Raw genomic sequence first — 13,156 nt, forward strand, 5'->3', positions numbered from 1 at the left:
GTGTCAGAATACCAGACGTCCTGTAATCACGAAGCGCCGTTCCTGTTCGAGCAGGCTTGCAGGCATTTCCGAACCGCTGTCGACAAGGATATATTCCTTACGCTGCGTATCGAGCAGATTGTTGACGTTCAGCCCAAGCTCGAAATTCTTCAGCACGTTCAGATGCATGGAGAAATCAAGCTGGCCATAGCTGCGAATATAACGTTCGGCACCGAACTGGGCGCCCACGGCATCGGCCCGCAAATAGGTACTCCGCCAGGCATAGGCGAGCCGCGCGTCAAAGCCGCCATTGTCGTAATAGAGAACGGCATTGGCGCTGTTTTTCGACAGTCCCGGCAGCGGCGTCGTGCGCGTGGTGCCGTCCGCCGAACGCGTGGTCGATTTACTGGAGGCATAAGTATAGTTCAGAATGCCGCCGAAATTGCTCAACGCACCGGGCAGGAAGTAGAAGGGGGTCTGAACTCCAGCCTCGATGCCCTTGACGGTGGCACTGTCGCCATTTGTGGGCTGGGTGAAAGCGATCACCCCGGTCGTCGGCTGGCCCGTAACCTGATCCGGGAAGGTCGCTTCCTCATCAACCACGGTTTCCGAAATCAGCGACCCGATCTCCTTGGCGAAAGCCGTGACGGTCAGCAGCGACCCGCGATGGAAATACCACTCAAAGCCCAGATCCTGCTGATCCGCAAGATAAGGCTTCAGGTCCGGATTGCCGCGGGTACCCGTACGCGGTCCGGAATTGATCACCACCGACGGGCTGAGCTGCGAAAGCGTCGGCCGGGTCATTGCCCGCGAATATGTCGCCCGGATCAGCAGGTTCGGCGTCAGTTCATAGCGTGCATTCAGGGCAGGCAGGAAATTGGTATAGTTACCCCGTGTGTCGACCGGAGAGGCTTCCGTGCCCAGTAATTGCGTACCGGTCGAATGGGTTGACGTCGAAACGATCCGCACGCCCGCATTCAGCTTCAGATTACCGACATCGAAATTGGCCTGAACATAGCCGGCATAGGTCTGTTCCAGCACCTTGAAGCTTTGCAGCGCGTCATAGGTGGGGTCGTCATAGAACTGATCGGAATTGAACGGATCGAGGCCCGGATAATATACGCTGGCAACCTTGTTCGGATCTACCGACAGGATGCGCGAGGGCGCATCCGCGCCGCCGACATAAAAGGGCAATGTCGTCGAAACCGAACTCAGGTCGGGCGGGTTGGTGCCCAGCAGGGCAGCCCCCTGGTACAGCCCGACATTCTGGGAACTTTGCGTCGAGGTACGGTTGGTGTAGCGCATCCCCCATTGCACGCTGTCCAGACCGGGGACATCGAATGCGCGCGTGAAATCCAGCCGTCCGACATATTCGTCGATCGTGTTGATGGCGCGATCAAAGATGAAGACATTATATTTGAAGTCTTCGGGGTTGCTCATGAAATCGGTTGCGCTGGAAGAGAAATGCGGCACATCCCCGTCCACCGTATAGGTGATGTCCGCGCCATTGATCGCAAAGGAATAGAGGTCGAGTTCGGCAAGCGTCTTTTGATGCGCATAGCTGAACCCCGGCGTAACCGTCAGGTGGTCGGTCGGCTGCCAGTTGGCACGCAATGACGCCTGATACACCGTATCCTTTTGCGGCTGATAGCTATAGCCGACACGGTTCTGAATATTGTCGAAGGTCGCGGAGGTCACCGCACCATCGGTAATGGTATAGCTGCTCGGTGCCTGATTTCCGGCCGAGTTGGACCCGTCAGGATAAAAGGTCGTTCCCTCGATCGGCGCATCAGGACGGTCGTCCATCTCCACTCCGGTCTTGCGCGCATAGATGAAATCCGCCGTCAGCTGGAGCGCGTCACTCGGCTGCGCCTGCACAGAGGCCGTCAGCCCGTAATTGTCACGCTTCTGCCGATAGCTGTAAAAGGCTGAAGTCCGCGGTGTCGCCGCGTTGAGCAGGTCTTCCGGCGCGCTTGCCACCACATCGGCACTGGCGACATTGCGGAACGCTCCCCAAGGACCGAAGTCGATCTCGTTCGAGCGGAAATCCGTGCGGGAATAGGCGCCGGCAATGGCGATACCGAATTTCCCGCCCCAGTTCTTGCTGAACAGGGCAAAGATACGGGGATCTTTTTCCCCCGCCTGACCAAGGGTCAGACCCGCCGTCGCGGTAAAGCGCGTGCCGGGAATATCGAACGGCTTGGGCGTCTCTTCCTTGATGGTGCCGGCAATGCCGCCTTCCACCGTTTTCGCCGTCGGGGATTTCTCGACGATGATCTTGGAAAACAGCTCGGGCGCCAGAACACTGAAGTCGAACCCGTTCAGCGCCGTGCCGCCATTGATCTCACTGCGGGTAAAGCCGGGCCCCATCCCGCGCAGGTTAATGGTCTGCCCCTCGCCCGTCACACTGCGGTCGATGGTGATACCCGGAACGCGCTGCAACGATTCAGCGAGATTGTTGTCGGGGAATTTGCCGATATCCTCGGCCGAAATCACGTCCTCGACATTCACCGCGCGGCGTTTGTCGACCAGCGATCGTTCCAGTCCGGCCCGCAGCCCGGTGACGACAATGTCAGCGCCCTGACTGGTGGCATCCATCGTGCCAAGGCCGGGAACCGCGTCAGAGGTCCGGGAGGCAGAAATATTGGTCTGACCGGCAGCGGCTGCAGTATCCGTTGCGGTCTGGGCCATGGCGCTTGTGGCACCGAAGCCGCTCAATGCGGTCCCGATCAGCAACCATGCCGCTGCCCGGCGCACGGTCCCTGAATCCGCTTTCTTTAGTACCTTGCCCATAATAGTCCCCTTATCTCTTAATAGAAATAAACTATTGATTATATTATATTATTTAGCTTTCATGCAATGTGGTGCAGCCGATCACATCATTCGGATACGCTGCGCCTGCCTATGGCGTATTTTTCGATCGCCGCTTCATCGAGGGTGATGCCAAGCCCCGGCCCTTCCGGAACGAAGGCGAAGGGAGGCTCAAACCGCAGCGGCGTTTCGAGCAGGTCGTGCTCCCGGATCATCCGACCGAAGATATCCGACGGCCAGATACAGCATTCCGCTGCAGCGGCCTGATGCAGATACATGGCCTCCAGGATGCCGAGATCGACTTCCGAACCATGGAAACAGAACAGATTGGCCGCAGTCGCCATACCGGTCATCTGCTGAAACTTCGCCAGCCCGGCGTTGAAATTAAAGCCATCGACCGCACGATGGGCGATCAGGTTCGGCACGTCATGCACCCGCTGCCCCTGATAGACATAGGGAAGCGACACATGCTGGGTGATCGGGATGGAGGAGAACCAGCGCAGATCGGCATAGTCCTGCACCATCCATTTCTGAATCGGGTCTTCCAGCAACAGCGTGTTGCCGACCTTTTCAAGGCCACGGATGATCGGCTTGACGCTCGCGGCATTTTCCCAGCGCTGATTGGGATCGAAGATGATCTTCATACCCGGCGCGGCTTTGGCGATCTCTTCGCACCAGCCCACCGCATCATCTTCCAGGTCCGCTTTGAACTTGATGCAGTCATAGCCCTGACGGTGATATTGCGCGACCCATGCACCAACTTCATCCATCGTGCGGTGGCTGGACCAGGAAGTTACCTTGACCGCATCGCGCACCTTGCCGCCGATCAGCGCGTGCAGCGGCAGCCCGGCCGATTTGGCGAACGCGTCCCAGATAACGCATTCAAACCCGTCATATTCGCGCGACAGGGGAAGCGGCAGCTTTTGAAGGGAAAGCGTATTGAGGTCGATACCGATCAGCCCTTCGGCGATTGCATGGATCGAATTCCAGGAACAGTCGCGATAGAATTCACCGATGCCGACCACGCCATTGGCAAGGGTCATGCGCACAATGAACTTCGGCAAGGTGTCGAACTGAACGCTCCACGACGCCTTGCCCGCAACGGGCAGCATGTGCAGCGGCTTGGCAAGAGAATCGGAATTGATGACGCCGGGATGGGCTGGAACGACAACCTCAATAAATTCGAAACCCCGGATAGTCAGATCGTGTGTCATTGGATACCCCGCTTTTCCAACGTCACTTTCATACATATTTCATTTCTGAGTCAATACAGAAACTACATATGGTGAAATTTCTAAGAAAGTTATCAAATTTTGGGGCTTTCTCAATCGCCTATGAGGCTATAAAACTACGCAATGATGCCTACTGCCGAAGAATTTTAACGGAAGTGCGGAATGAAAGAACGGGAAAACACCATGGTTGCCCAGACTGAAAAAAATAAGAATGCGGACATTCGCGCACGGGTTCAGGCCGAACTTTCCCGCTTTTCGCGCGTCCAGCGCCGAATCGCCGATGCCTTTCTGGAAGACCCTGTCGGTTTCGCGCGTGGTACGCTTGCCGATATTTCAGAAGCGACGGGCGCCAGCGAGCCCACCATCGTCCGCTTCTGCACGCGACTGGGCTTCAGCGGATATCGTGAGTTTCGACAGTGTGCGATCGAAGAGCTGGACCATGGTGACGATGGCAACACCATGCGTGAGACCCTGCTCCGGGCGCGGGAAAACGGCCGTCTTTCCATGGAACAGATCCGCACCTTGTTGCGCATTTCCGCCATTGATGCGCTGGAAACGGCGTTTACCGCCAATAAGGACCGCACCTATGACGAGGTTGCCCGCACCATCGCGAGTGCCCGCCGCGTGGCCGTGTTCGGCATCGGGGGCAGCTCTGCGGTAATCGCGCAGGAGATGCATAACCGCCTGTTTCGGCTGAATATTCAATGCAACGCTTATAGCGACAGCTATATGCAGCGCATGGCAGCGGCGACGCTGGACGGGAAGGATGTCGCCTTTTTCATTTCCTCGACAGGCCGCCCCCGCGCGCTGCTCGACAGTGCCGACCTTGCCAAACATTATGGCGCGCAATGTGTCGGCATTGCCCCTGCCGACAGTCCGCTCGGTCGGTTGCTGGACATCTGCATCCATATCAGCCCAGACGATCAGGACGTAGATGACTTTCAGCCCAGCCCGTTGCGCTATGCACAGCTATTCGTGATCGACAGTATCGCCTTTCGCGTCGCCAGCCTGATCGAGGATCAGGCCAATCGTGCACTCTCCCGCACCCGCGCCAGCGTTACCGCGCTGCACGGCGTATTGCCCAACCAGCCGATTGGCGACTGACAGACCGGCGGACATGCAGAGAGGGCGTAATACCCCTTCCGTTGTCTTTCAGATCTGAACGCCGGTAAACAGGGACGCGATTCGGTCGCTCCCGGCAGTCAGCCCGCCGTCGAAGGAAATCACCGCGCCGTTCATCAACCGGAGCTGAGGGTCCAGCAATGCTTCGATGGCGGCGGCGACATCGTCTGGCCCGCAGATATCACGCGACGGATACCATTGCAGCGCTTCCTCCAGTATCTCCGGCTTTTCGCGCGCACGCTCTTGCCAGGCCTGGGTGCGCACAGTTCCGGGGCACAGGGCAACCGTGCGGATACCGTATTTCCCCAGCTCGCTGGCGCAGAATTTGGTGAGATGGATCAGGCCCGCCTTCGCCGCACTATAACCGGGATGGCCAAAGACGCCCAACCCGTTGACCGACGCCACGTTGACGATGGTGCCGCCGCCACGCGCGATGAAATCCTCCATCACGGCATGAATGCAGCGAAAGGGACCATTGAGGTTCAGGTCGATATCCGCCAGCCAATTCGCCTCGCTGGTGGTGCGCAAGGATGGCGCGGTAATTCCGCCGGCATTGTTGATCAGGATTGTCGCCGGACCGATCACGGTTTCCGCCTCGGCAATCGCTGCCTTGACCGACATCAGATCCCGTATATCCGCGACGACCGGATATACGGGCGTATCACCTTCCGCGTCGATCCGACCCAGCGCCTCGCGCGATATATCCAGTGCGGCCACCGGATATCCTGCCGCACGCAGCCGGGCCACCACGGAACGGCCGATATCGCCGCCTGCTCCGGTTACGATTGCACTCATTGGGCACCTGCGAGATGGGGGGTGGTTTCAACCGGAAGCACTTCCGGCTCATCGGGAAGGTCGGCTTCGAAATCAATGCGTTTCCAGCCGAAGAAAAGCGCTACCGCCGCAATTGCCGCGGCGCCCCCCAGCCAGATGGCGGTGATGGTATCCCCGCGCAGCGCTTCGCCTACGGAAAACAGAATGCCATAGACCATCGCACAGCCCGCAATCGTGCAGAAGAATGCCGTACCAAGCTGCCCGCGCTGCGCATTGCCGACTTCGGGATCGCGATAACGGCGCCAGCCCGGTCCCGGCGGGTGAACGCGGTCGAAAAACGCCTGAAGCACCTTCTCATCCGTCGGTGGCGTCAGCAACGTTACGGCGATCCAGCCGACCGTGGTGATGCCCACCGAAAGACACAGGCGCAGCGCCGAGTCCATATTCGGGGCGGCAAATTCCAGCACGATCGACACGATGAAAGAGATCGTCATCGCCGCCAGTTCGCTCCACGCGCTGATCCGAGGCCAGTACCAGCGCAGCAGGAACAGCAGCCCCGTCCCGGCACCCACCGACAACAGGATCTGAAAGGTCTGCAAGGCATTGCGCAGGGTCAAAGCCACCAGCGCGATGATGATCATCAGCACCACGGTGACGATCCGCCCGACCAGCACATATTCGCGCTCCGGTGCGTCCGGCCGCATGAACCGCCGATAGATATCGAGAACGACATAGGACGATCCCAGATTCAGGCTGGTGCCGGCCGTCGACATATAGGCCGCCGTAAGCGACGCCGCGACCAGACCCAGCCACCCCGAAGGCAGAAAGGTCAGCATCGCCGGATAGGCCATATCGTCGCCGATCACATGCGGGTCGATATTCGGAAAAGCGCGGCGCAGGCTGGCCAGATCCGGAAACACCACCATTGATGCCAGCGCGACCACGATCCATGGCCAGGACCGCAAGGCGTAATGCGCGACGTTGAACAGCAACATGCCGCCCATGGCGTGTTTTTCATCCTTTGCCGCCAGCATACGCTGCGCGACATAGCCGCCGCCGCCTGGTTCCGCACCGGGATACCAGACGCTCCACCACTGAACGAGTAACGGCATGATCAGCAGGCCGATCACCGCATCATGATCGTGCAGCGACGGCAGGATTGCCGATGCCTTGTGGATTTCGGGACGCGCGAACAAAGCGTGGATGCCGCCGACCTGTGGCAATGTCACCGCGAAATATGCCGCTGCAAACGCGCCTATCATGGCCGTGAAAAACAGGAAGAAATCGGACAGCAGCACCCCTTTCAGGCCGCCCGCCATCGCGAACAGTCCTGTCGCGGCACAGGCGACAACGACGGTTTGAACCGGCGTCAGCCCCAGCAGCACCGCGCCGAACTTGATCGCCGCCAGCGTTACCGCCGCCGTGATGATGACGTTGATAAGGACGCCGATATACAGACCGCGAAATATCCGCAGGGCAGAGGCAACCCGGCCCGAATAGCGCATTTCGTAGAATTCGACGTCGGTCGACACGCCGGACCGGCGCCAGAGATGCGAAAAGAAAAAAGTTGTCGTCATGCTGGTCAGCAGAAATGCCCACCAGGCCCAGTTGCCCGCCGCGCCGCTGGTCCGGGTCAGATTCGCCACCAGATTGGGCGTATCGGTGGAAAAAGTGGTTGCCACCATCGAGGTGCCGAGCAGCCACCATTTCATCGTCCTGCCCGACAGGAAATAGGACTCTGCGCTCTCCCCGGCCGCCTTGCTCGGCAGCAGTCCAAGAATGATGCCGATCGCAATGACCGACAGCATGATGATCCAGTCCAGCGGCTGTAATTGCATGACTTCCCCTTACTCAAACCGCTGAAATACGGAGTCCTCCGTCGGCACACGGCTTTGTCGGGACCGGAATGAGCCACAAATATTTTTCAGAAGCAAGCAGAAATGAAATTTTTCATTCGGAACTGAAAAACGATTGTGAAATTTTTTGGAGTGCGGTTTAATGGCAGGAACAGCCAAGGAGCCGGATTTCCATAATGACCCCGCTTTCAAAATCTCCTTTTCCTGCCGACGATCAGAATCGTAACGCCATATGGACGATGCTGGTCACGCGCGACATCGCGGCATATCTGGCACAGGCGTGGACCACTGTCGCCGACGATTTCGTGAAAACCGGTTTTTTCGGCGTCGATGCGCGTGGCAGCGCCGATCCCGATCAATGGGTTCCGCGTTTCGCATCACTCGACACCTATCGCGATGAATGGCTGCGTCAGGCGGCAGAAACCGCGGCAACGGTCGACCCTGCCCATGCAATGACCGCCTTGCATGCAGCCACCCGGCTGGAGCGAATCGATATCGACGGCGATTTCGCGATTGCGCACAAGAAGTTTCACGGCTCACTGCCGCTCCGGGATGGCGGATCGGCATTTCTGGACTGGCAGACGCAATATTTCTGCCGCCGCGAAGAGGGTCGCTGGAAGATTTCCGGCTTTGTCGGCTATATGGCGAACACCGGGGCAACGCCGTTCCGTCCGGCCGCCCTCACCCAGCATAAGACCGCAGGCCCCTATACCCCCGTGGTCGAAACCCGGCCGGGCGCCCGTATTCTGGTCATTTCCGGGCAGGCGCCCGTTGACCTCGACGGCAATGTCATCGGCGATACGCTGGAAGAACAAACCCGCGTCACGATGGACAATTGCCGCGCTCAACTGGAGGCGGCCGGCAGCGGGCTTTCGGAAGTGTTCAAGGTAACGGTCTATCTCACCGATCTGGATGGGTGGGGACAATTCAACACCGTGTACCGCGAATATATGCAGGAACCCTATCCCGCCCGAACGGCGGTACAGGCCGGCCTTCTCCCGGGCTTTCTCGTTGAAATTGAAATGTGGGCGACGAAACCATGAAATGGACGGAAATGACCTCACCGCAGATCGCGCAGGTCAATCGGGCGCTCCCGCTGGTCATGAACATCAGCGCGGTGGAACAACACGGCCATCATCTTCCCGTCGGCACAGACGCGATGATCGGCGCCAACCTGCTCAGCATGGTGGAAGCGCGGATGCCGGAACGGATGCTGGTCCTGCCGCAGCTACAGATTTGCTGCTCGGCGCATCACAGCGACTTTGCCGGTACCCTGACGATCCGCCACGAAACCATGCTCGCCTATATCTGTGACGTGCTGAACAGTGCGCTCGCCCAGGGCTTTCGCACGGTCGTGCTGTTCAACAGCCATGGCGGCAACGAAGCGATCGGCAGGGTCATCGTCGAAAAAATGGGCCATGCCCATCCCGATGCGCAGGTGGCGATGCTGACATGGTGGACGGTGGCGCATGACGCATTGCTCGACATTCGCGAATCGGGCTTTGGCGGCGTCGGCCATGCCTGCGAATTTGAAACCTCGCTGATCGAACATTTCCTGCCTGGACTGGTCGATCAGGACGCAATTGCCGATCCGGACATGCCGCAGCCCTATTGCTGGGCCCAGGCCGACATGCTGACCGCCCCCAGCGGCATCGTGTATCGGTCCATGCGCACGCAGTCGGGCGGAACGGGTACGGTCGGCCGCCCCTCCTTTGCCTCTCCGGAAAAAGGCGCACGGATCGCCGATACCGTTGTGGAGCGTCTGTGCACGATGATCGGCGATCTGGGATCGGCGTAACGCCGCCATCCATAGCATTTGGGGGAACTATCATGGGCCATTTCATCGCAAAGACATCCATCGGCACGCTGGCTCTGGCATGGTGCATCGGGGCCGCACCTGCACCCGATGCACCATCCTCGTTCGGCAATGCCCCGGTCAGCGCACACTGGTCGGTCTCAGGCGGTCATCTGCAGGATATGACCGTCCGCGACGGCCTCAACCATCGCGTCATGAAGGTATCGGCGCCCTTTGCTCTCCATCTGAGCGACGGCAGTGTACTGACGCCTGCGACGCTGACGATGAGGGCGCCCCCGGTGCGCAGCACGATCGCGCCCGAACCGGATGCATCGCGGCTGGCGGACCGTAAACCCCGCACGCAGGTGGCGGCGACCTTCATCGACAAGGCCGGACGGATTGAGGTCAAATGGCGACTGATTCAGGTCGCCGATGCCCGATATCTGCGCGAAGTGGTGACAATCAGGGCCCTGAAGCAGGACGAACAGATCCCGCGCGTGGACCTGTTCGATGCGACCGCCGCCAATGCCGAAGTGGTCGGGCGCGTCAAAGGCTCGCCGATCGTTTCCGGCCCGGATTACTTTCAGTTCGAACACCCGCTGTCGCAAAGTCAGGCCGGGATTGACGACGGATCGGTCAAACTATGGATCGACCGTGCACTACCGCTGGAAAAGGGGAAATCGGTCACCTATTCCGCCGCCGTCGGCGTCACCGCCAAGGGGCAGCTTCGCCGGGGATTTCAGGCCTATCTGGCGGATCAGCGCGCGCATCCCTATCGCCCCTTTCTGCACTATAACAGCTGGTACGATATCGGGTTCACCAATCCCTATACCGCGGATCAGGCGGTGGAGCGGATCAATAGCTTCTGCCGCGAACTTTCCGAAAAACGCGGCGTGAAGATTGATTCCTTTCTGTTCGATGACGGATGGGATGATCGCACGGGTAGCTGGGGCTTCAGCAAGGATTTTCCCGACGGCCTGATTCCCCTGCGCAATGCCGCCGCGAAATGCGGTGCCGCCCCCGGCATCTGGCTGTCCCCATGGGGGGGATATGACGAAGCCAAGAAGGAGCGCGTCAGGAACGGCAAGGCACGGGGCTATGAAACGATCAAGGGCGGTCTCGCGCTGTCCGGTCCCAATTATTACAAGCGTTTTCATGCCGTGACGATGGCGCTGGTTACGCAACAGGGCGTCAACCAGTTCAAGTTTGATGGCACCGGCAATGCCGATCAGGTCGTCCCCGGCAGCCGCTTCAACAGCGATTTCGACGCGGCGATTCAACTGATCGAGGATTTGCGTGCGGCCAAGCCGGGCCTGTTCATCAACCTGACCACCGGCACCTATCCCTCTCCGGCCTGGCTGCGCTATGCCGATACCATCTGGCGCGGCGGTGCCGACCATGCATTTACCGGTGTCGGTACGCCACGCGAACGCTGGATCACCTATCGCGACCAGCAAACCTATGAAAACATCGTCATCGGCGGCCCGCTTTTTCCCCTCAACTCCCTGATGCTGCACGGTATTATTTATGCCCAGCACGCGCCGGGACTAAACAGCGACCCCGGAAACGACTTCGCCAACGAAGTGCATTCCTTTTTCGGCACCGGCACCGAGTTGCAGGAAATGTATATCACTCCATCGCTGCTGACCCGGAAAAACTGGGATATGCTGGCACAGGCCGCCCGCTGGTCGCGTTCCAATGCCGATGTGCTGAAGGATACTCACTGGATCGGCGGCGATCCGGGGCGGTTGCAGGTCTATGGCTGGGCGGCATGGAGCCGGGAAAAGTCGATTATCACCCTGCGCAACCCCGATGACAGATCGCAAACCTATCTGCTCCATCCCGGCAGCGCGCTCGAACTGCCCCAGGGAGCACCGACCGGCTATGCGGCGAAAACAGTCTGGCCGGATGGGGCCGCGGTGCCTGAGCATCTGGACGCAGGCCAGCCGACCCTCCTCCATCTCAGACCGTTCGAGGTACTGACTCTGGAACTCACGCCGATATCGTGAATCGGGGCACCGGTTATCCCTGAATGTTGCGCTTCAGGGTCAGGGAGCCATCGCGGTTCAGCGGCTGCCGGCACGCCCAGTTGAGCGGGTGAAGAACCCCCTTCACTTCCAGTTCGGCGCTCAGCTTCAGCCCCTGCCAGTCTCGTGTATCCGGCCATTCGAGCATCACCTGATGCACACCGCTCGGTTTCGGAAAGCCGGAGTCCACACCGCCCATCGCGACAACCTGACCCGCCTCATCCTTCAGCGTCAGGCGGATGACGCCGGGAACTCCGGCGACACCGTCATTGGCAAGCCCGATCACCACCCCCTTCCCGCCGTCCCGTTCGAACGACCAGATGAAAGCGGGATAGACGCGATAGCCGATCCGGCGCGCGATATGATCGATAGCCTGCGGATATTTGTCGTAATAGCTGCGCACATGCACGGCCGAAATGTCGTGCCAGTTCCAGATCGACCAGTAATTCGCTCCGACTGCCAGGACATGCGCAATAATCTGCTCGTTCTTGGTAACCCCGTCGACGATGGTCAGTTGATCCGGTGCACCCGTCGTCATTCCAACTTCACTGATCGCCGCAGTCCAGGCGGGCCGGTTGCTCAACGCCTCGATCTGGGTGTTTTCGATGAAGATCGTGTCGCTGCGGATCCAGTTATGCGACCGCACCGTGCGATCCAGCACCGCCGCATTGCCGACATGGCTGAAATCGGGCTGGGTGTTCGTGACCAGCGGAGTCTTTGTCCAGTGCCGTAGCTGGACGTCGAACATCTGCATCATCGTCCGGGCCGCAACCATATCGCTGGGAAAAGGGTTCCCCTCGAACGGCCAGCTATGCCCCTCCCCCCAGAAACCGTACATCATGGTGTCCATATATTCGACATGGGGATTGCCGTCATACCGGTCGGCAAGCAGCGCATTCAGTTCCTCGAACGCCGCCTGATAGGCAGGATCGTCATAGCGCGGCATTGCCTGTTTCTTGCGATAGCGGGTCTGAGACCGATCTCCCGGCCAGTCTCCTTTCAGGGGTACATAAGGGACTTTCCCGATCAGGAAGTCGGGCATGCCGGGTTCGGGGAAGTCGGGATTTTCCAGCATGATCCGAAACCCGACCCGCTTGCCGTAATGGGCGGCACAATCGAGGGTGATCCGCCACCAGTCGGGCAGATCCAGCTTGCCGGGCCGCGACTGCACTTCGCGCCAGTTGGGACGAAGATAGACCTTCTGCGTAAACGGTAGGGCGACGATGTCCTCAATCGCCTTTTCGAGCGACTGACCCGGCAGGTGCGGCGGCCCGATATCGCCCGAAACATAGGCTGTCAGTCCCATACCGTAATTCGGTACGATATCGCGCGAAGGAGAGGTTGCCATGACAACCTCTCCACCCGGCGCGTTCGCGTCCGCGCCATAATTGGTGAACGCCCCCTGATACAGCCGGTCGGGAACAGCCGGACCGCCGCCCCAGTCATGGCCGGACCAGCGATGTTCGAGATATTGCGCATCGGCTGCGCGCGCGCCCAGCCCCGCCGTTGCCATACCGGCCGCACCGACCTTGAGGAAATCTCTGCGTTTCACCGGCACTT

The 13,156-nt window shown here is 59.5% G+C and carries 9 protein-coding genes; 4 read left to right on the plus strand and 5 right to left on the minus strand.

Annotation, left to right across the window (positions count from 1 at the left end; genetic code table 11):
* Positions 1 to 3: 3 nt before the first annotated feature.
* Positions 4 to 2,772 (minus strand): TonB-dependent receptor, encoded by a 2,769-nt coding sequence (locus FHR23_RS10455; protein ID WP_184003655.1) that lies wholly within the window; start codon positions 2,770 to 2,772, stop codon positions 4 to 6.
* 86 nt (positions 2,773 to 2,858) lie between these two features.
* The gene (locus tag FHR23_RS10460) at positions 2,859 to 4,004 is read right to left on the minus strand and encodes a mandelate racemase/muconate lactonizing enzyme family protein (RefSeq protein ID WP_184003656.1); all 1,146 of its coding nucleotides are present in this window, start codon (positions 4,002 to 4,004) and stop codon (positions 2,859 to 2,861) included.
* A 180-nt stretch (positions 4,005 to 4,184) separates the two neighbouring features.
* Here FHR23_RS10460 and FHR23_RS10465 point away from each other — a divergent pair, with 180 nt between their 5' ends.
* Positions 4,185 to 5,126 (plus strand): MurR/RpiR family transcriptional regulator, encoded by a 942-nt coding sequence (locus FHR23_RS10465; protein ID WP_184003658.1) that lies wholly within the window; start codon positions 4,185 to 4,187, stop codon positions 5,124 to 5,126.
* A 48-nt stretch (positions 5,127 to 5,174) separates the two neighbouring features.
* Here the strand turns inward: FHR23_RS10465 and FHR23_RS10470 are convergent, their stop codons facing one another.
* Positions 5,175 to 5,939, minus strand: a complete 765-nt coding sequence (locus FHR23_RS10470; RefSeq protein ID WP_184003660.1) for an SDR family oxidoreductase — start codon at positions 5,937 to 5,939, stop codon at positions 5,175 to 5,177.
* Complete coding sequence (locus tag FHR23_RS10475; RefSeq protein ID WP_184003662.1) at positions 5,936 to 7,756, minus strand: sodium:solute symporter family protein; 1,821 nt, start codon at positions 7,754 to 7,756, stop codon at positions 5,936 to 5,938. Before FHR23_RS10475 ends, FHR23_RS10470 begins: the two co-directional genes overlap by 4 nt.
* Before the next feature lie 194 nt (positions 7,757 to 7,950).
* On the opposite strand from FHR23_RS10475, the gene FHR23_RS10480 reads away from it, so the two are divergent.
* From FHR23_RS10480 to FHR23_RS10490, 3 genes are read left to right on the plus strand one after another with little or no spacing between them, the layout of a single operon-like run.
* Entirely contained in the window at positions 7,951 to 8,817 is an 867-nt protein-coding gene (locus FHR23_RS10480; protein ID WP_184003664.1) for a RidA family protein, read from the plus strand.
* Positions 8,814 to 9,572, plus strand: coding sequence for a creatininase family protein (locus tag FHR23_RS10485; protein ID WP_184003666.1), 759 nt, complete (start codon positions 8,814 to 8,816; stop codon positions 9,570 to 9,572). The genes FHR23_RS10480 and FHR23_RS10485 overlap by 4 nt, the downstream gene beginning before the upstream one ends.
* Before the next feature lie 32 nt (positions 9,573 to 9,604).
* On the plus strand, positions 9,605 to 11,578 hold the full coding sequence (locus tag FHR23_RS10490; RefSeq protein WP_221227479.1) for an alpha-galactosidase: 1,974 nt from the start codon (positions 9,605 to 9,607) through the stop codon (positions 11,576 to 11,578).
* Positions 11,579 to 11,591: 13 nt separating this feature from the next.
* Here FHR23_RS10490 and FHR23_RS10495 read toward each other — a convergent pair whose 3' ends face one another.
* The gene (locus FHR23_RS10495) at positions 11,592 to 13,148 is read right to left on the minus strand and encodes a twin-arginine translocation signal domain-containing protein (protein WP_221227480.1); all 1,557 of its coding nucleotides are present in this window, start codon (positions 13,146 to 13,148) and stop codon (positions 11,592 to 11,594) included.
* Between the last annotated feature and the right edge of the window lie 8 nt (positions 13,149 to 13,156).

It is taken from the genome of Stakelama sediminis (genome assembly GCF_014199335.1).
In the GTDB taxonomy this organism is placed as follows: domain Bacteria; phylum Pseudomonadota; class Alphaproteobacteria; order Sphingomonadales; family Sphingomonadaceae; genus Sphingomonas; species Sphingomonas sediminis.